The organism is Shimia haliotis, assembly GCF_900114415.1.
In the GTDB taxonomy this organism is placed as follows: domain Bacteria; phylum Pseudomonadota; class Alphaproteobacteria; order Rhodobacterales; family Rhodobacteraceae; genus Shimia; species Shimia haliotis.
In genome coordinates this window covers 945,388-966,918 of sequence record NZ_FOSZ01000001.1, presented here as the reverse complement: position 1 = coordinate 966,918, position 21,531 = coordinate 945,388, and the positions used below count along the sequence as shown (strand labels likewise).

Here is a 21,531-nt window from a genome sequence, read left to right as displayed (position 1 = left end):
GAACACCATGGCTGAGTTGAACCCAAAACTGACCGAAGTTGATCCGGTTTGGCAGCGCATCACGAATGAGGCGCGCGAAGCTGTTACCGAAGAACCGCTTATGGGCGGGTTGGTGCATGCCTGCGTTTTGCACCATGCATCTCTGGAACGTGCGTTGAGCTATCGCTTTGCGGCCAAGCTTTCATCGAACGAAATGTCGATGGTTATTCTGCGCGAAATTGCGGATGAGGCCTTTGCCGCGTCACCGGAATTGACAGAGGCTGCGCGCTCGGACCTGATGGCAATCTTTGATCGCGATCCAGCGTGTCACAGGCTTTTGCAACCGATCTTGTATTTCAAAGGCTATCAAGCGGTGCAGGCCTATCGCATCGGACATTGGCTTTGGCAGCAGGGGCGGACGGATTTGTCCTATTTCATCCAGATGCGCACGAGCGAAATCTTTGGAATCGACATTCACCCCGCTGCGCGGATCGGCAAAGGCATCATGATCGACCATGCGCATTCCATCGTGATCGGTGAAACCGCCGTTGTTGGTGACAACGTGTCGATGCTGCATTCAGTAACGCTGGGCGGAACCGGAAAAGAAGAAGAGGACCGGCATCCCAAGATCGGGGATGGTGTTCTAATCGGCGCTGGGGCCAAGGTGCTGGGCAATATCAAGGTGGGCCATTGCAGCCGTATCGCGGCTGGTTCTGTTGTGCTTCAGGAAGTGCCGCCCTGCACGACCGTGGCAGGTGTGCCGGCCAAAGTGGTCGGTGAGGCAGGGTGCGATCAGCCAGCCGTCAGCATGGATCAGGATTTTGTAGACTGTTCAAAAGCTTAAGGCCACTGGCCGAATTTTAGAAAGGACCGGAATTTCCGGTCCTTTTTGTGTGTTAAGCCAACATTGCCATCGGGTTTTCGAGGTTGTCGACAATGGCTTGCAAAAGTTGCGCACCCAGCGCGCCATCAATGACCCTGTGATCAACAGAGAGAGTCACGGACATCACCGTGGCGACGTCCAGATCACCATTTTCGCCCACAATCGGCTTCTTGGTGCCAGCGCCGACCGCGAGAATGGCGCCGTGTGGTGGGTTGATCACAGCGTCGAAATTGTCGATGCCAAACATCCCGAGGTTGGAAATTGCAAAGCTGCCGCCTTGGTATTCATGCGGCGCAAGTTTGCGGTCACGTGCCCGCGTGGCGAGATCTTTCATCTCGGACGAAAGGTCCGAGAGAGATTTCGCATCGGCATCTTTCAAGACCGGTGTAAACAACCCGCCTTCGATGGCGACTGCGACGGCCACATCGGAGGGTTTCAAACGTAGAATGCGGTCGTTGGCCCAGACGGCGTTGGCTTCGGGCACCTGTTGCAGGGCCAGCGCGCAGGCTTTGATGATAAAGTCATTCACCGACAGTTTGGCACCGCGTTTCTCAAGCTGTTTGTTGAGCTGGCTGCGGAAGGACAAAAGCGCGTCAAGTTTGATGTCGCGACGCAAGTAGAAGTGCGGGATGGATTGTTTGGCTTCGGTTAGGCGCGCCGCGATGGTTTTGCGCATACCGTCGAGCGCGATTTCCTCGGTCTCGCGGTCTTCATACATGCGCAGCACCGTTTCGGTGGCGGGGCCAGAGGCGATCGGGGCTGGCGCTGTCGTGCCGGCAGAGGCTGCGGTCGCTGCTTTCGCCGGAGCAGGGGCGGTTGCGGTGCTACCTTCGACGTCTGCTTTGACAATCCGACCACGCGGGCCGGAGCCTTGGACTGTAGCAAGGTCTATGCCCTTGTTCGCCGCAATACGCCGCGCCAGAGGAGAGGCGAAGATTCGGGACCCGTCCGCGTTTGTTGCGGCAGCGGGGGCAGGTGCCTCGGAGACCCCAGAGGGTGTTGCCTCTTTGCCTGCGTCGGCGGCTAGGGCCGCTTCCGGCGCCTTGGCCTGTGTTGTGCCGATTTCATCAGCGGTTTCACCGTCGGTGAGCAGAATGGCGATGGGCGAATTGACGGCGACGCCTTCGGAGCCTTCGGCCACGAGGATCTTGCCGATCACGCCTTCGTCTACGGCTTCAAATTCCATGGTGGCCTTGTCGGTTTCGATCTCAGCAATCAGATCTCCGCTGGAGACCTCATCACCTTCTTTGACCAGCCATTTCGCCAGCGTGCCTTCTTCCATAGTGGGCGAAAGGGCGGGCATGAGGATTTCAATGGGCATGTCAGTCTCCTCAGCGATAAGTCACTTGTTTCACAGCTGCGACGACCTCGTCCGTGGTCACAAGCGCCAGTTTCTCGAGATTGGCTGCGTAGGGCATGGGAACATCCTTGCCGGCACAGTTGATCACCGGCGCGTCAAGATAGTCAAACGCGCGTTGCATGATGGTGGCCGACAGGTGGTTGCCAATTGAGCCAACAGGGAAGCCTTCCTCAACGGTCACGCAGCGGTTGGTTTTCATCACCGAGGCGATCACCGTGTCATAGTCGATCGGGCGCAGGGTGCGCAGGTCGATGACCTCGGCGGAGATGCCGTCCTCGGCCAGTTTGTCAGCGGCCTCTAGCGCGTATTGCATACCTATGCCGAAGCTGACGATGGTCACATCCGTGCCTTCTCGCCAGATTCGGGCCTTGCCAAACGGGATGGTGAAATCGTCCATAGCAGGCACTTCGAAGCTGCGGCCATAGAGGATTTCATTCTCAAGGAAGATCACCGGATTTGGATCGCGGATTGCGGATTTGAGCAGACCCTTGGCGTCGGCTGCGGAGTAGGGCATCGCGACTTTCAGGCCGGGAATTTGCGCGTACCATGCGGCGTAGTCCTGACTGTGTTGTGCACCTACGCGGGCTGCCGCGCCGTTGGGGCCTCGGAACACCATAGGTGCGCCCATTTGGCCACCGGACATATAGAGTGTTTTAGCAGCGGAATTGATAATCTGGTCAATGGCTTGCATGGCGAAGTTGAATGTCATGAATTCGACAATCGGGTTCAATCCGCCAAAGGCCGTGCCGACCGCGATACCGGCAAAACCGTGCTCGGTGATCGGGGTGTCAATTATCCGTTTGGAGCCGAACTCATCCAGAAGACCTTGGGAAACCTTATAAGCCCCTTGGTATTCCGCGACTTCTTCTCCCATCAGAAATACAGCGTCATTGGCACGCATTTCTTCGGCCATCGCGTCGCGCAAAGCCTCGCGCACGGTGCAGGTTTTCATCGGTGTGCCTTCGGGCCAGTCGGGCGTCAGGTCTGGTTGCGGAGCGGCGGGAGCTGCGGCTTGTGCAGGAGCAGTAGCGACTGGCGCCGCTTCGGGAGCCGATGAGACCGGCGCGGAAACTTCGACGGCGCTCACATCCTCGCCATCTTCAGCGAGAATGGCGATGACGCTGTTGACCGCGACGCCTTCGGTGCCTTCAGCCACGAGGATTTTGCCAATGGTGCCTTCGTCCACGGCTTCGAACTCCATCGTCGCCTTGTCGGTTTCGATTTCTGCAATGATATCACCGCTTTGGACGGTGTCACCTTCTTTGACCAGCCATTTGGCCAGCGTGCCTTCTTCCATGGTCGGAGAGAGGGCGGGCATGAGAATTTCAGTTGCCATGATCGTGTCCTCTCGTCCTTAAGCGTAGATGTCGGTCCAAAGCTCTGCCTCATCGGGCAGCGGGCTTTCTTTGGCGAATTCGGCGCTGGCGTTGACCACGGCCTTGATGTCTTTGTCGATTGCCTTGAGGTCGTCCTCGGAGGCGTGTTTGCCGGTCAAAAGAAGCTGGCGCACGTGTTCGATTGGGTCGCGTTCCTCGCGCATTTTTTGCACTTCTTCGCGGGTGCGATATTTGGCGGGGTCGGACATAGAGTGACCTCGGTAGCGGTATGTTTTGACCTCGAGAATGTAGGGGCCTTTGCCCGCGCGGCAGTGTTTCACCGCGCGTTCGCCGGCGTCCTTAACTGCAAGAACGTCCATACCGTCAACCATTTCCCCAGGGATTCCAAAGGCTTCGCCGCGTTTGTAGATATCTTGAGAGGAAGTGGACCGCGCTTGCGCGGTGCCCATAGCGTATTGGTTGTTCTCAATCACAAAGATGCAGGGCAATTCCCAGAGGGCGGCCATGTTGAAGGTCTCATAAACCTGTCCCTGATTGGATGCGCCATCGCCGAAATAGGTGAAGGTTACGTTGTCGGTGCCCTTGTATTTGTCGGCAAAAGACAGGCCTGCACCAAGGGGCACCTGCGCGCCGACAATGCCGTGGCCGCCGTAGAAATGCTTCTCTTTGGAGAACATATGCATCGAGCCGCCTTTGCCCTTGGAGTAACCCCCAATGCGGCCGGTGAGTTCGGCCATGACACCGTTGGCTTCCATCCCGCAGGCCAGCATATGGCCGTGGTCGCGATAAGAGGTGATGCGTTTGTCGCCTTCTTTGGTTGCCGCCTCAAGGCCGACAACCACAGCTTCCTGACCGATATAGAGGTGGCAGAAGCCACCGATCAGACCCATGCCATAAAGCTGGCCGGCTTTTTCTTCGAACCGGCGGATCAACAGCATGTCGCGGTAATATTGTGTCAGCTCTTCGCCGGACACGTTGGATTTTTTGGCGGGGCGCTTGGCAGCCATCGCATTCCTCCCAGGCAAATAGTTTAGCCTTAAACTAGTCTTGGGAGGAGCGTAGCGGATTGCAGAATGGGTTGCGAGAGGAAAAAGCGCCGCGCAATCAGTACGCTAGGCGAAAATCAGCGAACTACAATTTCGTCAGAGCGCAGCAGGCCCAACACATCGCGCGCCTGTTGATCCAGAAGATCGAGGTCGAGATAGCTGTCAGAAAGACGGTGGGTGAGGTTTTCCATACGGGCCACCTCGGTTTCCAGTTTGAGCAATTCTGCCTCAAGACGTTCTTTGTCGGCGACGATTTCCACGCGCCGGAAAAGGCCGTAATCCCCCTGAACAGCGGCGAAAATAAAGTAGATGGAAACAGCCATTGCCAGCCCGATAAAACCGAACACACCAAGGGCGGGACGTGATTTTTTTGCTGTCATTTCTGCCTCTTACACGCCTCTATTTGGGCGTCTTGAATCACTATAGCGCAAGTGATTCGCCGTGTGAATCCCTGAAACGCAACCAAACGTCGGAAAATTGGTGACGCAACGGTAGAGTTGGCAGCAACGACATCGGGCGACAGGCTTTTGCCAAGAGGGAGGACCACATGGATTATTCGCAACCTGTCACACAATTGGGCACGCATGACGTCTTCAACCAGCCTGATCCCAAAAGGTTAAAAAACTACTGGTCGCAGGACCGCGCGTTGCAGGATCACGCGGGGGCCAATGGGGCGCGGGGGCAGCATCTGTCGCAGGTCGGCGCGCGCTTTGGGTCTGAGGTTTTGCAGATAGCGGCGGAGGACGCGCGGCGCGATCTGCCACGTCTGAAGCTGTTTGACCGGGCGGGACGCCGTGTGGATGAGGTGGAGTTTCATCCCGGCTATCATCAGTTGATGGCGGCAGGGTTGGAGGCGGGGTACGCGTCTGTTGCGTGGGACGGTCAGGCGGGTGGTCACGCGACCCATGCGGCGATGGTTTATTATCAGGCGCAACTGGAGCCTGGCGTGGCCTGTCCGTTGACGATGACCTATGCGGCGGTGCCAGCGTTGCGCAATCAGCCAGAGTTGGAGGACGTATGGAACTCGCGTTTGACATCAGGGGTTTATGATCCTTCGTTGACACCGATTGAGGGCAAGGCGGGCGCGACTCTGGGCATGGCCATGACCGAGAAGCAGGGGGGCTCGGACGTACGGGCCAACACCACTGTTGCGCGGCGGGACGGGGATCACTACCGGCTGCGGGGACACAAGTGGTTTTGCTCGGCGCCGATGTGTGACGGGTTTCTGACCTTGGCGCAAGCCGAAGGCGGGTTGACCTGTTTCCTTGTGCCGCGCTGGTTGGAAGGCGAGCGAAATGGACTGCGTCTTCAGCGGCTTAAGGACAAGTTGGGCAACAAGGCAAATGCGAGTTCGGAGATCGAATATCACGACGCGCTGGCTTATCGCGTGGGCGAAGAAGGCGCGGGGGTGCGCACGATTATCGAGATGGTGCATCACACGCGGCTGGATACGGTTCTTGCGCCGGCCGGTTTGATGCGGGCTGCCTTGGAGGAGGCACACTGGTGGGTCAACGGACGGTCGACGTTTCAGAAAAGGCTGATAGATCAGCCGCTTATGCGGTCGGTTTTGGCGGATTTGGCTGTGGATACTGAGGCGGCACTTTCGGTGGGGATGATGCTGGCGGGGGCGTTTGATCGGGATGACGACGAAAGCCGTGCCTTGGCGCGGATCGGTGTAGCCTTGGCGAAGTATCTGAACAACAAGCGCTGTATTGGCGTCATTGCAGAGGCGATGGAGGTGTTGGGGGGCATGGGCTATGTCGAGGAGACACCGATGCCGATGATTTACCGCGAGGCACCGCTGAACGGGATCTGGGAAGGATCCGGAAATGTCATTTGTTTGGATGTGCTTAGGGCCTTAGTGAAGCAGCCGGCTGCGGGTGATGCACTGATGAATTTGTTGGCGTCGGTGACAGGATCCGATGCGCGCTATGACGCGGCGTTGAAGGCGCATGTGGGGCGTTGGCCGCGACTTCCGGCGGAGGCTGAGGCGCGGTGGTTCACCGAGAGTTTGGCCAATCTGTTAACAGCAGCGAGCCTGATAAAAACCGCGCCAAGTGCTGTGGCGGAAGGGTTTGTGGGCTCTCGCGTAGCAGGGGATCGCGGGAGCTTTGCAGGGGCTGTGTCTGACCTGCGGGTGGATGACATTCTGGCGCGGCTGGAGGTTGGTTAAGCTCCGGCTTCGGTGCTTTCAGGCTGTTTTTAAGAACGTCGGTACTACGTCGGTATTTCGGCTGTATCGCGTCGGTGCGGTGCGGCCGTTTTCCGTTGGAGACATTAATTAATGCGGCGGGCGGTGTTGCGTTGACCTTGCGGGAGAGTTGAGGGCGCGGACGTTGCCGATACGCGAAATTAACCTCGGCCAGGCGCGCGCCCTGTGTTGGCGAGTAGCCACAAAAAAGGGTGCGCAGGACATGCGCACCCAAAAAATGTTCTAAAGTCTTAGCCTGCGACGGAAGCTTGATAGATGCTGTCGATCGAGGACGCGATGGTGTCGTTAAACTCGGCGTCTGACTGCTGTGCGCTTAGACCTTCGGTCAGGGCGCGGGAGAAACTGGCGATCATGCCGGTGTTCTCGGCCAGCTTGGCGTTTGCGTCTTCGCGGGAGTAGCCGCCAGAGAGTGCCACAACCTTCATCACGCGCGGGTGGTCGACCAGCGGTTTGTAGTGGTTAGCGGTGTTGGGCAGGGTCAGCTTTAACATGACCTGCTGATCGGCGGGCAGGGCGTCCAGTGCGGAGGTCAGCTCGGCCAGAAGGATGTCTTCGGCCTCGGACTTGTCTGCGATCGAGATGGTGACTTCGGGCTCGATGATTGGCATCAGGCCGTGGCCGATGATCTGCTCGCCAACCATGAACTGTTGGGAGACAACGGCACGGATGCCGGCCTCGTTGGCAGCCGAAATTACAGAGCGCATTTTCGTGCCAAACACGCCTTTGGCGGCGGCGCGTTCACAGAGCGTGTCGAGTTCCGGCATCGGCTTCATCACCTGACAGCCGTTTTCTTCGTCCGCGAGGCCTTTGTCGACTTTGAGGAACGGCACAACGCCTTTCTCTTCCCACATGTAGGTCGGTGTCGGCTTGCCGGCAATTTCACGGTCCATGGTCATTTCAAACAGGATCGCGCCGACAACCTTGTCGCCGGTAAAGGCAGGGGCCTCGGCGATGCGGGCGCGCATGCCGTGGATCAGGTCGAACATTTCCGCGTCGTTGGCGTAGCCATCGCTTTCGATGCCATAAAGGCCAAGAGCTTTGGGGGTCGAGCCGCCGGATTGGTCGAGTGCGGCGATGAAGCCTTGTCCTGCAGAGATTTTTTCCGCTTGAGCTTGGTTTGTCATGTCTGACCCCTAAAAACTGGTTTTACAAAAGGCGTTAAGCCCCTTTGCCCCGCGTCTTAGATCAGCGTGGCAAGGGTTTCAATTATGGTGGCGCTAGCGTAATTTAATTTGAGTCTCGTCTTAATTATTCGCGCAAATATTGGCCCGATTTACTGGCTGAGAGCCGCAACTCCGGGCAATTCCTTGCCTTCCATCCATTCCAAGAAAGCGCCGCCAGCGGTGGAGATATAGGTGAAATCGGCGGCGGCACCGGAGGCGTTCAGGGCCGCGACGGTGTCTCCGCCACCAGCGACCGACACAAGCGCGCCGGATTTGGTGAGGGCTGCGGCCTGAAGGGCGGCGGCGTCGGTGGCGGCGTTAAACGGTTCGATTTCAAACGCGCCCATCGGGCCGTTCCAAATCAGGGTTTTGGATGCGGCGAAAACCTCCGCCACCTTGGCCACGGTTGCGGGGCCAGCGTCGAGGATCATCGCATCCGCAGGACAGGCGTTCGCGGCGACGGTTTCATTCGCGGCGTTGGCGGCAAATTCGCGGGCGACCACGACGTCGGTGGGCAGAACGATGGTGCAGCCAGCGTCCTTGGCTTTTGCGAGGATTTCCGAGGCAGTGTCGGTCATGTCGTGTTCGGCCAGCGATTTGCCCACGTCGATGCCTTGGGCCGCGAGGAAGGTGTTGGCCATGCCGCCACCGATCACGAGGTGGTCAACTTTGCCGACGAGGTTTCCGAGGAGTTCCAGTTTGGTGGACACCTTTGCGCCGCCGACAACAGCGGTCACGGGGCGGATGGGCGTGCCAAGCGCGCCTTCGAGGGCGGAGAGTTCGGCCTGCATCAAACGGCCTGCGCAGGATGGCAGGGCGTGGGCGAGGCCACAGGTGGAAGAGTGCGCGCGGTGGGCAGCGGAGAAGGCGTCGTTGCAGAAAACGTCGCCAAGGGCGGCCATTTGCGCGGTCAACTCGGCGTCGTTTTTGGTTTCACCCGCGTGGTAGCGGGTGTTTTCCAGCAGGAGAACCTGACCCTCGGCCAGCGCATCCACGGCGGCCTTTGCGGCTGGGCCGACGCAATCGGCGGCGAACATGACGGTTGTGCCAAAGGCTGTTTCCAGCGCAGGAACGAGTTGCTGCAAGGACATCTCGGGCACGCGCTCGCCTTTCGGGCGGCCAAAGTGGGCCAGCAGGATCGGCTTGCCTCCGGCGGCGAGGATGTCGCGCACCGTGGGCACGATGCGGTCAATGCGCGTGGTGTCGGTCACTTCTCCGTCAGAAACGGGCACGTTGATATCAACGCGGGTCAGGACGTTCTTGCCCGCAAGCTCCATCTGATCGAGGGTTTTCCAAGCCATGAGGCGCACTCCGCTGTGAAATAATGGTTGCCCCTTTCCTAGCGCAATCAGGGCAGGGGTCAATGCGGTCTCTTGGCTTTCTGGCAAGGCGCGATTACCTTGCGGCCAAAGTTAGATAGTGGAGAGCCCGATGGCCGATATCAAAGACCCCGAAAACACCATCCTGATGGAACTCAAAGACGGCACCGTTGTGATCGAACTGCTGCCGGATGTGGCACCCGGCCACTGTGAGCGGATGAAAGAACTGGTGCGCTCGGGTCAGTATGACAATGTTGCGTTTCACCGTGTGATCGACGGTTTCATGGCGCAGACCGGCGATGTGGCCAACGGCAACATGGAAAAAGATTTTAACATCCGCATGGCGGGTACAGGTGGCTCCGACCTTCCGGACCTGAAGGCCGAGTTCTCCAAGCTGCCGCATGACCGTGGCACGTTGGGCGCAGCGCGCAGCCAGATGCCCGACAGTGCGAACTCGCAGTTCTTCATCAATTTCAAAGACAACCACTTCCTGAACGGTCAGTACACGGTTTACGGCCGCGTGGTTTCCGGCATGGAGCATGTGGATGCGATCGTTAAGGGCGAGCCGCCAATGTATCCGGATCGCATGGTTTCCGTGAAAGTGGCGGCTGATGTTGATGCGTAATCTGGTTGCCGCTTTTGCTCTGATGGCCGCGCCTGCGATGGCCACCGAGATGACGATCGAGGTCGAGGGCTATGCCAACGGCACGATCACCATCGACCTGCTGGAAGATGTCGCGCCGGGCCACGTGGCACGGATCAAAGAGATTGCCGATGGCGGTCGCTATGATGGTGTTGCGTTTCACCGCGTGATCGAAGGCTTTATGGCGCAGACCGGTGACGTGCAGTTCGGCAATACCAACGCTGACTACGACGCGCGTCGCGCGGGGTCTGGCTCGTCGGGTTTGCCGGACCTGACGCAGGAGTTTTCTGACATCAACTTTGATCGTGGTGTCGTGGGCATGGCGCGTAGAGGCGACAGCGTAGACTCCGCAAATACGCAGTTTTTCATCATGTTTGACGAAGGCGCGTTTTTGAACGGTCAGTACACGGTGATTGGCACCGTGACCGACGGCATGGACGTTGTTGATCAGATCAAGCGCGGCCACCCGCGCTCGGGCGCCATCACCGGCAAGCCTGATGTGATGAAAAAGGTGACTGTCACCGAGTGAGGTGACAAAGTTAGCGAATTTGAAAAGGCCGGGGCGATGCTCCGGCCTTTTTGCTGTGCACGACCTCTCACAAGGGCGTGTGCGGGGTGGATTGGTCCCGTTTTTTGCCGCAGCCTGTTGCCAACAGGAGGGGACGATCATGCTCAAACGTGTGTTGCAGGCTTTGGCCGTGGTGGCCGTGACAGCGGGTGCCGCTTTGGCCGACCCGAATTTCTGGAAACACGAGTGGCCGGAAACCGATTTTAGCCGTACTTCGGTGCCGCATTGGGGGGAAATCCTGTCCGGTGGGCCGCCCAAGGACGGCATTCCGGCGATCAGCGATCCGCAGTTTATCCGTGTGGCGCAGGCGAAGGGGATCGGGCCGACAGAGCCGGTTGTCACTGTAGAAATCGACGGGGCGGAGCCGCGGGCCTATCCGATCCGCTATCTGACGTGGCATGAGATCGTGAATGACACTGTGGGCGGGGTGCCGGTGGCGGTGACGTTCTGTCCGCTGTGCAATTCGGCGATCACCTTTGACCGGCGCGCCAAGGGGCGGGTTCTGACCTTCGGGGTGTCGGGCAAGCTGCGCAATTCGGATATGGTGATGTATGACCGCGAGACCCAAAGCTGGTGGCAGCAGGCGGTCGGGCAGGGCATCGTTGGCGAGATGAACGGCGTAAAACTCACGGCGCTGCCGACATGGATGGAGAGTTGGGCGCAGTTCAAGGCGCGGCATCCCGAAGGCTTGGTGATGGCGGAACCGGCTTTTTCGCGGAGCTATGGGAGCAACCCTTATGTGAACTACGACAGTTCGGCGCGGCCATTCTTGTATAATGGCGAGATGCCGCCCCATGGCATTCCCGCGCTGGAGCGGGTGGTGCGGGTCGGGGATCGCGCGTGGCCGATGACGCGGTTGGCGGATATTGGGCTGGTGCGTGAGGCGGGTGTCGAAATCGAATGGACCGCCGGTCAGGCCAGCGCACTTGATGCGGGCACCATTGCGCGGGGGCGCGACGTGGGTTCGATCCGCGTGCGCGATGCACAGGGTCGCGATCTGGCACATGACGTGATGTTCGCCTTTGCCTTTCACGCGTTCTGGCCGGACGGGGACTGGATGTTGGGCAATTAGACCCCAGCGGCGGGATCAGATTGCCCGCAAAAGCATGGCCTCAAACGCATCAAACAGGCGTCTCATGTGCGCGCCCTTGTAGGGATAGAGCGCTGCGGGTTCCATGTTGTGCACGATCAGCGCGTTATCCACCTCAAAGACCACCAGATTTCCGTCGCGGTCCTCGGCGCAATCGATGCCCAAGTAATGCAGGTCAAAAGCGTCGTTGACGACTTTGAGCGCCGTGGCATGGCGGCTTTGGAAGGTGGCGAAATTGTCCATGAAGGCAGCCTCTTCGGCGCGCTTGTCAGCGGATGTGTCCATACCTGCGTTCATGTACCAAAGATCCCAACGATCGGAGATGGCCATATGCGCCGGATAGGATTTGCCGTCGACAAAGACGACGCGCTGCTTGCGAAAGAGGCCGTCTTGGGGGCTGGCATAATTGATAAACTCGGAGACAAAAAACGCAGTCTCGTCGCGCTGTGCCAAGTAAGTGTCCAGATCTTCGGACGAGGAGAGTTTCACGAGCCCGATACCGGCGTGGGAGCCCAACGGGCGGATGATCACGGGGTAGGCGCCCACAGCGTCATGCAAGGCGGATTGGGTTTGAAGAGAGGCCACGAGTTCTGTGCGAGAGAAACGGGCGGTGCGTGCCGTGCGCAGGCCTGGCGTGTCTGCAAACAAGGTTTGCAGCACGTCGCGTTCCGGTTGGATCAGCGTGTCGGGCAGGTTCAGGACCGGCTTGCCGCTATTGAGGGTCAGTCGCCGAACGGTGGCGAAGAATTCCTGCGCGGTTGGGCGATCGGCGCGGGCCGCGCAAAAGGCAACCTCGTGGTGGGGCAATTCGGCGGGGTGCATGGTGTCAGACGGGTAGAGGGTGATCACCTCAAAGCCTGAGTCCATGAGTAGAAATTCGATTGGGGTGTTGCCACCCATATCAATGGCTTCGGCAAAGACCAGCACGCGGGGTTGTGGGCCCTGGCACTGGTTCACGCAAAAAGCCCTGTGTTTTGCGAGGGCTTTGTCTTGCCATTCAAGGCCCATCTCGCGGTTGCCGTGGATCTGGGCAATGACGGAGAGATCCATCAACGCCGCACTGGCGTTGTCGTCGCGGAACAGAGCGTTCAGGCAGGACAATTGCTGAGATTGCAGGGTCTCACCACGGTAGGCGAGGTGTGACAGATGGGCGATGCCCAATCGGGGTTGCGGGTCCATTCTGGCTCCTGATGTCTGTGTCAGGAGGGGGATCGCAGCTTTGGGTTAAAGAAACGTTCAGAGAAAAAGAACACCGCCCCAGATGCGGGACGGTGTTGGTGCCAATCTTAGTCGTCGGTGCCGATCGCCTTCCACAGCACCGCCCCAAGGGCTCCGCCGATCAGCGGCGCGACCCAGAAGAGCCAGAGCTGTGCGAGCGCGGGTCCGTCGGCAAACAGCGCAACTCCGGTGGAGCGCGCAGGATTAACCGATGTGTTGGTGACCGGGATCGAGATCAGGTGGATCAGGGTCAGAGCCAGACCAATGGCAATCGGCGCAAATCGGAAGTTGGCGCTTTTGGCAGTGGTGGCAAGAATGATGAAGATAAAGAGTGCCGTCAGCACAACTTCAATGACAAGCGCTGAGGTCATGGAATACCCTGCTGGCGACGCCTCTCCGTATCCGTTGGAGGCAAAACCACCGACGCCTGTGAAGTCCGGTGAGCCGGACACAATGATATAAAGAACCACAGCCCCAAGGACGGCGCCGACAACTTGGGCGATCCAATAAGGTACGAGGTCTTTGGCCTCGAATTTGCCCGCAATCATAAGCCCGAGGCTGACCGCTGGGTTGAAGTGCCCGCCGGAAATGCGTCCGACAGCGTAGGCCATTGTCAGAACCGTCAAGCCGAATGCGAGGCTTACCCCAAGCCAGCCGATGCCGACATCCGGTACGCCAGCGGCCAAAACGGCGCTTCCGCAACCGCCGAATACCAGCCAGAAAGTGCCGATGCATTCGGCGCCCAATTTGTTCATCATCTCAATGTCTCCTGTTCGCAATATGAGCACAAAGGTAAACCGACGAAGCAATTTGGCAAAATGTTAAGTTTTTTGTCCGGATTGGCCTTGCTGATAGGGACGAAAAGCCGGAACCGCACACAAAAAAGGCGCCCCAAAGGACGCCTTTTGAAGATCGGGTGAGCCGGTGATTACTCGGCTTTTGCAGGCTTGGCTGCTGGCTTGGGTGCTGCCGCAGCCGGTGCGGCGGGTTTGCCGCCGGACAGCGGGTCGTCCTGACGTTGAACCGAGCCTTCAAAATGTGCACCGCTTTCGATTGCGATGGTCTTGTGGATGATGTCGCCTTCGACACGGGCGGTCGAGGTCAGGCGGACTTTGAGGCCACGCACGCGGCCAACGATGCGGCCGTTGACCACAACATCGTCAGCAACCACTTCGCCTTTGATCGTGGCGCTTTCACCCACGGTCAGAAGGTGGGCGCGGATGTCGCCTTCGACGGTGCCTTCCACAACGATGTCACCCGTGGTGCGCATGTTGCCGGTGACGTGCAGGTCCGACGAAAGTGTCGAGGCCGCCGGTTTGGGTTTGGGCGCAGCGCTTGCCTTGAATTCGCTGGCTTTTGCCGGAGCGGGCGGAACGGCAGCTGCCTCTTTTGTCGCGGTTGTCGCCGCTTCGTCAGATTTCGGTGCAGGGTCGTTGATTTTGCTTTTAGAAAACATTCTGTCCAGCCTTGATAAAAGTCATCGGGTTCACAGCGCGGCCATTGAGCCGCACTTCGTAGTGGAGGTGCGTTCCGGTCGAGCGTCCGGAGTTGCCCATATCACCAATCACGTCTCCGCGCGAGACCCTTTGGCCCTTCTTGACGCGGATTTTTGCCAGATGGGCATAGCGTGTTTCGATGCCATTGGCGTGGCGCACTTTGACAAGGCGGCCATAGCCGGATTGCCAGTCGGCGTGAACGACAACGCCTTCAGCGGTTACATGGATCGGAGTGCCATAAGGTGCGGCAAAATCGGTCCCCTTGTGCATCCGGCCCCAGCGCATGCCAAAGCCAGATGTGTAGCGGAAGGAGGATTGCAGGGGATTGGCAAACGGCGCGGTTTCCGCAGCGATCCGGTACATGTTCAGTTGATCAAGTTGATCCAGCAGCCGGTTAGCGCGCAGGGTTTCCGCGGTCAGATCGCCGCTCTTGGTGGAGAAGCTAAGCGGCATCATGGGGCCGCCCTGACCGGAATAGCCGCGCTTGACTTCATCCATCAGTGATTTGGTGGACAGGCCTGCGGAGGTGAACATTTTCTCCAGCGGTTCCACGGAAATGGTCATCGCGTCTTCAAGCTGACGGAAAATCTGGTCGTTTTTCTCTTCCATAAGCGCCAGCTCAAGCTTCATCTCTTCGGCCAGAGAGAGCGCGGACTGCGCGTCGCGGATTACCTGATCGCGTTCGGCGGCGGTGTCTGCAAGCGCGGTGGAGATGACGTCGAGCATTTCGTTGCTTTGTGGCGTTGCCCCATTGGAGGACGAGGCAATCTCAGTTTGTGCCTGATCCAGTTCGCGGGCTTCTGAACGCGCGATGTCGCGTTCCTGCATGGTGCGGCGCAGGGTGGATTGGATGACCTCGATGCCGGTTTCTAGTTCGCGTCGGCGGGTTTCGCTTTCAAGAAGCTGGGACTGCATTTCCGAAATCTGGTCGAGCGCCACGTTAAAACGGGCCTGCGCGGCCAGCGCTTCGTCGGTGCGGGCGTCACGTTCGTCTGATAGGGCGTTCAGGCGCAGCTCGTAGGTCTGTTGATCGCGGCGCGCCTGTTCGCGGAAATTGCCGGAGCCGATGGAATCCATCAGCAGGATCGCGGTTGCGATGATGGTCCAAGCCACGATGGCGGAGCCGCCGACAAAAGCGAAAAGCTGTGTGCCGGGCTTCAGCCGGATAAAGCGGGTGTCTGAGTCCGAGCGCAGGAACAGACGACGTTCCGGAAAATAGCGCTCCAGCATGGCGTGCATGCGGATGGCAAGGCGTGTTCTCACCGGTTGTTTCCTTATCTTACCCCATTGTCAGCGTTCTTGTGTCCCGACGCTTGGGGCGAAGGTTTAGCCAACCGTTGGAGATCGGGCAAGGTTTTTGCCCGAGGCAGCGTGTCACGGCGCATCACGAGCCGGCGATGGGCGAAAACTTGCCGATTGCAGCCGGTTAGCGGGCGTAGGCGGGTGGTTCCTGATCCGACAGCGGCCAATAGAAGTCCGGCGGCAGGCCGGCATCGGCGCGTTTCTCTTCGTTGAAGGGGGGTTTGAGCGCGCCGTGGAAGTATTTTTGAACGAGGTCATGGAAGGTCTGTTTCGGGTCAAGCGCGTGGCGGCCGCACAGGAAGTTGAACCATTTGGACCCATAGGCCACATGGCCGACTTCTTCGGCATAGATAATTTCCAGCGCGTCCAGCGTTTGCTGGTCTTTGGCCTGCTGAAAAATCTTGATCATGCCGGGCGTCACATCCAAACCGCGCGCCTCAAGCACCATGGGTACAACAGCAAGGCGCCCCATCAGATCGTCGGCTGTGTCCTCGGCTGCGCGCCACATGCCAGCATGGGCGGGCATGGCGCCATAGAAGCTGTCTTTGGCTTCAAGACTGTCGCATATCAGATTGAAATGTTTGGATTCTTCGTCTGCGGATTTGACCCAGTCGTCATAAAACCCCAGCGGCATGTCGACGTCGGTAAAGCGCGCGATGATGTCCCAGTGCAGATCCACAGCGTTGAGTTCGATGTGGCCGACCGCGTGCAGCATCGCAAGGCGGCCTTGCTCTGATCCCGGGCGGCGGCGGGGTACGTTGCGGGGGTCGAGTTGTTCCGGCTTTTCCGGCCGCGACGGGCGTAGCGGCGGCGCGCTGTTGCCCAGTGGGATGGGCGTACCTGCCTCGCGGCTGGCAAACCATGCGGCGGCGTGTTGATGCGACAGGGCGGTTTTGGCGCGACCATCAGCGGTGGTCAGCACCTCGACGGCCATTTTGGAAAGTGTTTTGGTCATGCGTGCGCCTTATCAGAGGGCTTTCAGCGCTTCCAGAACCTCAGCCGCGTGACCATCGACTTTTACCTTGGGCCAATGGCGCGCGATGTTGCCTTCGGCGTCGATGAGGAAGGTCGAGCGCACGATGCCCATGAAAGTTTTTCCGTACATCTTTTTTTCGGCCCAAACGCCGAAGTCTTCGCAGGCGGTGCCGTGTTCATCGGACAGAAGCGGCACGGTCAGGTTCTGCTTGACAATGAATTTGTCGTGGCTGCTCAGGCTGTCTTTGGAGATGCCAAAAATCTTGGCGCCTGCGGCTTCAAATTGCGGCAGCAGTTCAGAAAAGGCGATGCTTTCTTTTGTGCAGCCTGATGTGTTGTCTCGTGGGTAGAAAAACAGAACAACCGGGGCCGGACGCAATGCAGAAAGCTTCACGTCTTGGCCGGAGGTGGACGGTAGGGTGAAATCGGGTGCGGGGGAGCGGGTGTCTGACATGGTCTCACTTCTTGGGTCGGGCTGCTTTACGGTATATGATCGGTTACGAGGGGCAACCGATAACAGACCAACCTGAGGCACAAACCCTGACCGAACAGGCCGAAAACACAACGGCGGAGACCAAGCCTGCGCGCCGTGGCGCACGCAGGGCAAGAGGCTTTGGCCTTGTGATGCTGCTCGCCTTGCTGGTGCCGGCGGCTGCGGGTGCGATTCTGTTGGTTGCAGTTGCCGGGGGGCCTGTGGTCCTGCCTGAGTGGGCGCGCGAGCGGGCGGAGCGGGTGCTGGACCGTCAATTGGCGGCCGTCGATGTGCGCTTTGGCGAAATGTCACTTGTGCTTGAGGACAACTGGGACCCGAAATTGCGGGTGACAGGTTTGGAGCTTGCGCCGCAGCAAGGCGGCGCGGTCCTGCGTCTTGAGCAGGTTGATTTGCAGCTGGCGATGGAGCCGCTTCTCGGGCGGCAGGTCGCGCCAAGGTCGGTGCAGGTTGCGGGCGTGAACCTTAAAGTCATGCGGCGCGCCAACGGCACGGTGAATGTGTCTTTGGGGCAAGGCGAGGGAGGTCTGCAAAGAGATGCGGCCCTGACGTCGATCGGTCAGGATATTGAAGCGGTGCTGTCCCGCCCCGGTTTCAGGTTTCTGGAAACTTTTGACATCGAAGACGTCACGCTGCGCTATGAGGATTCTCTGAGCAAACGAGCCTGGACAATCGATGGCGGGCGGCTGGCTTTGCAGCGTGACGGCGATGATGTGTCTATTTCCTCTCATATGACTTTGCTCGGCGGGCGCAGTTTTGCCACCACACTGGAAGGCTCAGTGACGACGTCGTTTGACAGCGGAACGGTGCAGGTGGGGCTCAAGTTTGAGGATGCGCCTTCGGAAGAGTTGGCAAGTCAGGTGGCGGCGCTGAGTTGGCTGGAAGTGCTGCGGGCGCCGATTTCCGGTGCCATGCGGGTTGAGATCGACGACGCTGGGGCATTGGGCTCGATCAGTGCGACGCTTAGCGCGTCGGCGGGTTTTGTTCAGCCAAATGATGAGGTTGTCCCAATCCCGTTTGAGAGTTTGCGCAGTTATCTGACCTATGACCCAGCCACACAACGCATCGGATTTGACGAATTGTCGGTGACGGCGGATTGGTTGCGGGCTTCGGTGTCGGGGCAGGCATTGTTGCGCGATTTTGAGAGCGGTCTGCCCAATGCGTTGCTGGCGCAGCTGACGCTGAACAGTTTTGAGGCGACGCCTGAAACGCTCGGAGACACGTCGGTGGGGCTGGATACGTCCTATATGGATTTCCGACTGCAACTGAATCCTTTTGATCTGGAACTCGGGCAGTTGGTGATCAACCAAAGCGGCATGCAGATGAGCCTGAAGGGCGATCTATCTGCCGGATCACAGGGATGGGAATACGGGCTGGACGGCCATATGAATGGCGTCGAGCCTGCGCAGGTGCTTGCGCTCTGGCCGGTGCAATTCAAGGACAAGCTGCGCAAGTGGATTGATGAGAACATTTTTGCGGCCAAATTAAGCGACGTAAATCTCGCGCTGCGCTCTCGTGTGGGACAACCACCCGATGTCTATGCTGATTTTCAATTTAGGGACGCGGTGGTCAAAGCTGTAAAAACCATGCCTCCGGTGGAAGGCGGGCGCGGGTTTGCGGTTTTCACGGACAACAAATTTCATGTCGGAGTGGAGGGCGGCTATGTGACGCCGGACACGGGCGGCACAATTGATGTGGCTGGGTCCAGTTTCGTGGTGCTCAATACCCGTCTGAAACAATCTCCTGGTCAGGCTGATGTAAAAGCGGTGGGGTCTATTGAGGCGGCGGCGTCGTTGCTGAACCGACCGCCGTTGAGCGTGTTTGATAAAGCCAACCTGCCGGTCGCCATTGCCAAGGGACGGGTGGAGGCCGAAGGGCGGCTGGACTTCATCATGAAGCCCAAGCTGCCAGCGGAGGAGGTCAGGTTTGACGTCACGGGGCGGCTTATTCGTGTGGACAGTGATGTGTTGCTGCAAGGCAGCCGGCTGCGCGGTGATCTGATGTTGGCAGCGACCAATGATGCGGTCGAAATATTTGGGCCGGGGCGGGTTGGCGCTGTACCGGTGCAGGCCCGATGGTTTGCAAAATTGGGCAAGCCCGGAGCCGAGGGCAGCGGGGATAGCTCGATCACCGGACAGGTTGAGTTGAGCGCGGCCGTGTTGGAGGAGTTTAACGTCGGCTTGCCGTCCGGAACTGTGTCCGGTCGCGGGGAGGCTGATTTTTCCGTGGACTTCAGGAAGGGTCAGGTGCCGCGATTGACGGTGTCGTCTGATCTCAAGGGCGTTGGTCTGGCCTCACCGCCGATTGGATGGCGCAAGCCTGCGAACAGTTCGGGCCAATTCGATATGGCCATGACGCTTGGCAAACAACCGCGTGTGGATGCCTTGAGCCTGAAGGCGGCGGGACTGGATGCAAAAGGGTCGGTGACATTGTCGGAGGGCGGTGCTCTGGAGGTTGTCGATGTTCCTGAGTTTACGCTTGGCCGTTGGTTGACCGGTGCGATGCGGTTGCGTGGCCGAGGGGCTGGTGTGGCACCGGCAATTGAGATGTTGGGCGGGCGTTTTGACATGCGTGCCATGCCGGAATTCGGTGGCGCATCGACGCAAGGGTCCGGGCAAAGCGGGCCGATCACAGGCAGGTTGGATGAGGCGATCATCGCCAACAATATTGTGGTGCGTGACGCATCCTTTGCTTTGACCACGCAAAACGGGCTGAGCGGGACGTTTGACGGTGCTTTGGCGGGGCATGTGCCGATTTCCGGTAAGTTGGGCCTACATCCCAACGGCACCGCGATTGAGGTCACATCCCCCAACGCGGGCGGTGTTGTACAGGCCATGGGATTGGTGGCGCAGGCGGATAAGGGGAATTTGTTGCTGCGGCTTGTGCCTCGCGAACAAAAAGATGTTTATGACGGCCTGCTGAAAATCGAAGATATCAAGGTACAAAGCCTGCCGTCCTTTGCGGAGTTGTTGAATGCTGTCAGTGTTGTTGGGTTGCTCGAGCAACTGAACGGCCCCGGATTGTTGTTCAATGAGGTCCATTCGGTGTTCCGTATGGCACCCGGCGAAATAGTGATCGGGGAGGCCAGCGCCGTTGGCGCGTCTATGGGGCTGTCGGCGGACGGACGGTATCTGACAACCCAGGGGATTTTGGATATCCAAGGCGTGTTGTCGCCGATTTATGCGGTGAATGTGATCGGTCGGCCGATTTCCAAACGCGGTGAGGGGTTGATCGGGTTCAACTATGAACTTAAAGGGCCTGCAAAGGACCCGTCGATTTCCGTCAATCCGTTGTCGGCCCTGACGCCCGGGTTTTTTCGTGAAATTTTCCGGCGTGCGCCCCCTGATCTGAGCAACTGACAATGCAGCTTTCTGATTTCGATTTCGACTTGCCTGAGGCGCTTATTGCGACACGGCCCGCAGAGCCGCGCTCTTCGGCGCGTTTGCTGGTCAGTGACGCAGGCCGGATCACGGACGGCGTGGTCACGGATCTGATGGAATGGCTGCGCCCCGGCGATCGGTTGGTTTTGAATGACACCAAGGTCATTCCGGCGCGCCTGATGGGGTACCGAGTGCGCACGGGACCCGAGGGTGAAACGCAAGCAAAGATGGAAGTCACCTTGCTTGAGCCGCGCGCTGGTGGCGCTTGGGCGGCGCTTGTGAAGCCGTTGAAAAAAGTCCGCGAGGGCGAGGAGATAGTCTTTGCCGCCGGATTGAAGGGCACGCTGACCGCCAAAGAGGACGGGCAGGGTGTGATTGCCTTTGACCTTGAAGGCGAGGATTTTGACGCGGCCTTGCAGGCGGCGGGCAATATGCCGTTGCCACCATATATTGCGGCCAAACGCGCGGCGGACGAAAAGGACAAGACGGATTATCAGACGGTCTGGGCCAAACATTCCGGTGCCGTGGCAGCCCCTACGGCGTCGCTGCATTTTGATGATGAACTGCTGGCGGCGCTGACGGCGAAGGGCGTGGACTTCACACATGTAACGCTGCATGTGGGCGCGGGCACGTTTCTTCCGGTGAAGGTCGATAACGTCAAAGAGCACAAGATGCACGCGGAATGGGGGCGGGTGACGCCCGAGGCCGCAGCCGAGATCGCGGCGACCAAAGCGGCGGGCGGGCGCGTCATTCCGGTGGGCACTACGGCTTTGCGCCTGATTGAGAGCGCGGCTCGGGATGGTGAGATCAAACCCTGGGAAGCCGCAACGGATATTTTCATCTATCCGGGATTCACATTTCATGTGGCCGACGCCCTGATGACCAATTTTCACCTGCCGAAATCAACCTTGATGATGCTGGTGAGCGCGCTGGTCGGACACGGGCAGATCCGTGAGATTTATGCCCATGCGGTCAGCAATGAATACCGCTTCTTTTCCTATGGCGATGCGTCGCTTTTGATCCCCTAAAGCTTGGCGCTTTGGCGCAGTATCGCAAAACGACGTCGGCCT

General features: G+C 58.9%; 19 protein-coding genes. 7 read left to right on the top strand and 12 right to left on the bottom strand.

Annotated features, from left to right (window positions below):
• Positions 1-7: 7 nt before the first annotated feature.
• Positions 8-823 (top strand): serine O-acetyltransferase, encoded by an 816-nt coding sequence (gene cysE / locus BM069_RS04735; RefSeq protein ID WP_093320863.1) that lies wholly within the window; start codon positions 8-10, stop codon positions 821-823.
• A gap of 52 nt (positions 824-875) precedes the next feature.
• Here the strand turns inward: cysE and BM069_RS04730 are convergent, their stop codons facing one another.
• The 4 genes from BM069_RS04730 to BM069_RS04715 all read right to left on the bottom strand — a co-directional run bounded on the left by BM069_RS04730 (position 876) and on the right by BM069_RS04715 (position 4,985).
• The gene (locus BM069_RS04730) at positions 876-2,183 is read right to left on the bottom strand and encodes a pyruvate dehydrogenase complex dihydrolipoamide acetyltransferase (protein ID WP_093320861.1); all 1,308 of its coding nucleotides are present in this window, start codon (positions 2,181-2,183) and stop codon (positions 876-878) included.
• 10 nt (positions 2,184-2,193) lie between these two features.
• Positions 2,194-3,558, bottom strand: a complete 1,365-nt coding sequence (locus tag BM069_RS04725; protein ID WP_093320858.1) for a pyruvate dehydrogenase complex E1 component subunit beta — start codon at positions 3,556-3,558, stop codon at positions 2,194-2,196.
• Between the two features lie 18 nt (positions 3,559-3,576).
• Positions 3,577-4,566 carry a pyruvate dehydrogenase (acetyl-transferring) E1 component subunit alpha gene (pdhA, locus tag BM069_RS04720; RefSeq protein WP_093320856.1) on the bottom strand — a complete coding sequence of 330 codons (990 nt, stop codon included), beginning with the start codon at positions 4,564-4,566 and terminating at the stop codon, positions 3,577-3,579.
• Positions 4,567-4,682: 116 nt separating this feature from the next.
• Entirely contained in the window at positions 4,683-4,985 is a 303-nt protein-coding gene (locus BM069_RS04715; protein WP_093320854.1) for an FtsB family cell division protein, read from the bottom strand.
• 167 nt (positions 4,986-5,152) lie between these two features.
• Here BM069_RS04715 and BM069_RS04710 point away from each other — a divergent pair, with 167 nt between their 5' ends.
• Positions 5,153-6,778 carry an acyl-CoA dehydrogenase family protein gene (locus BM069_RS04710; protein ID WP_093320852.1) on the top strand — a complete coding sequence of 542 codons (1,626 nt, stop codon included), beginning with the start codon at positions 5,153-5,155 and terminating at the stop codon, positions 6,776-6,778.
• A 269-nt stretch (positions 6,779-7,047) separates the two neighbouring features.
• On the opposite strand, the gene BM069_RS04705 is transcribed toward BM069_RS04710, so the two are convergent.
• Together BM069_RS04705 and BM069_RS04700 are read right to left on the bottom strand one after the other, a co-directional pair.
• On the bottom strand, positions 7,048-7,941 hold the full coding sequence (locus BM069_RS04705) for a fructose bisphosphate aldolase (RefSeq protein WP_093320849.1): 894 nt from the start codon (positions 7,939-7,941) through the stop codon (positions 7,048-7,050).
• Positions 7,942-8,090: 149 nt separating this feature from the next.
• A complete protein-coding gene (locus BM069_RS04700) occupies positions 8,091-9,281 on the bottom strand; it encodes a phosphoglycerate kinase (RefSeq protein ID WP_093320847.1) in 1,191 nt (396 codons plus the stop codon).
• A 130-nt stretch (positions 9,282-9,411) separates the two neighbouring features.
• Here BM069_RS04700 and BM069_RS04695 point away from each other — a divergent pair, with 130 nt between their 5' ends.
• The 3 genes from BM069_RS04695 to BM069_RS04685 all read left to right on the top strand — a co-directional run bounded on the left by BM069_RS04695 (position 9,412) and on the right by BM069_RS04685 (position 11,582).
• Positions 9,412-9,924 (top strand): peptidylprolyl isomerase, encoded by a 513-nt coding sequence (locus BM069_RS04695; protein WP_093320845.1) that lies wholly within the window; start codon positions 9,412-9,414, stop codon positions 9,922-9,924.
• Positions 9,917-10,471 carry a peptidylprolyl isomerase gene (locus BM069_RS04690; RefSeq protein ID WP_093321359.1) on the top strand — a complete coding sequence of 185 codons (555 nt, stop codon included), beginning with the start codon at positions 9,917-9,919 and terminating at the stop codon, positions 10,469-10,471. The genes BM069_RS04695 and BM069_RS04690 overlap by 8 nt, the downstream gene beginning before the upstream one ends.
• 139 nt (positions 10,472-10,610) lie before the next feature.
• Entirely contained in the window at positions 10,611-11,582 is a 972-nt protein-coding gene (locus BM069_RS04685; RefSeq protein WP_093320842.1) for a DUF3179 domain-containing protein, read from the top strand.
• A 15-nt stretch (positions 11,583-11,597) separates the two neighbouring features.
• Here the strand turns inward: BM069_RS04685 and BM069_RS04680 are convergent, their stop codons facing one another.
• The 6 genes from BM069_RS04680 to BM069_RS04655 all read right to left on the bottom strand — a co-directional run bounded on the left by BM069_RS04680 (position 11,598) and on the right by BM069_RS04655 (position 17,045).
• Complete coding sequence (locus BM069_RS04680) at positions 11,598-12,779, bottom strand: ATP-grasp domain-containing protein (RefSeq protein WP_093320840.1); 1,182 nt, start codon at positions 12,777-12,779, stop codon at positions 11,598-11,600.
• Between the two features lie 107 nt (positions 12,780-12,886).
• On the bottom strand, positions 12,887-13,576 hold the full coding sequence (gene aqpZ / locus BM069_RS04675; RefSeq protein WP_093320837.1) for an aquaporin Z: 690 nt from the start codon (positions 13,574-13,576) through the stop codon (positions 12,887-12,889).
• Between the two features lie 170 nt (positions 13,577-13,746).
• Positions 13,747-14,274 (bottom strand): bactofilin family protein, encoded by a 528-nt coding sequence (locus BM069_RS04670; RefSeq protein WP_093320835.1) that lies wholly within the window; start codon positions 14,272-14,274, stop codon positions 13,747-13,749.
• Positions 14,264-15,577 carry a M23 family metallopeptidase gene (locus BM069_RS04665; protein WP_170846675.1) on the bottom strand — a complete coding sequence of 438 codons (1,314 nt, stop codon included), beginning with the start codon at positions 15,575-15,577 and terminating at the stop codon, positions 14,264-14,266. The genes BM069_RS04670 and BM069_RS04665 overlap by 11 nt, the downstream gene beginning before the upstream one ends.
• A gap of 163 nt (positions 15,578-15,740) precedes the next feature.
• A complete protein-coding gene (locus BM069_RS04660; RefSeq protein ID WP_093320832.1) occupies positions 15,741-16,571 on the bottom strand; it encodes a ferritin-like domain-containing protein in 831 nt (276 codons plus the stop codon).
• Positions 16,572-16,583: 12 nt separating this feature from the next.
• On the bottom strand, positions 16,584-17,045 hold the full coding sequence (locus tag BM069_RS04655; RefSeq protein ID WP_093320830.1) for a peroxiredoxin: 462 nt from the start codon (positions 17,043-17,045) through the stop codon (positions 16,584-16,586).
• A gap of 35 nt (positions 17,046-17,080) precedes the next feature.
• Between BM069_RS04655 and BM069_RS04650 the strand changes: the two genes are divergently transcribed.
• Positions 17,081-20,440: a DUF3971 domain-containing protein gene (locus tag BM069_RS04650; RefSeq protein WP_093320827.1), complete on the top strand. Its 3,360-nt coding sequence runs from the start codon at positions 17,081-17,083 to the stop codon at positions 20,438-20,440.
• A gap of 2 nt (positions 20,441-20,442) precedes the next feature.
• Positions 20,443-21,489: a tRNA preQ1(34) S-adenosylmethionine ribosyltransferase-isomerase QueA gene (queA, locus tag BM069_RS04645; protein ID WP_093320825.1), complete on the top strand. Its 1,047-nt coding sequence runs from the start codon at positions 20,443-20,445 to the stop codon at positions 21,487-21,489.
• Positions 21,490-21,531: the final 42 nt, after the last annotated feature.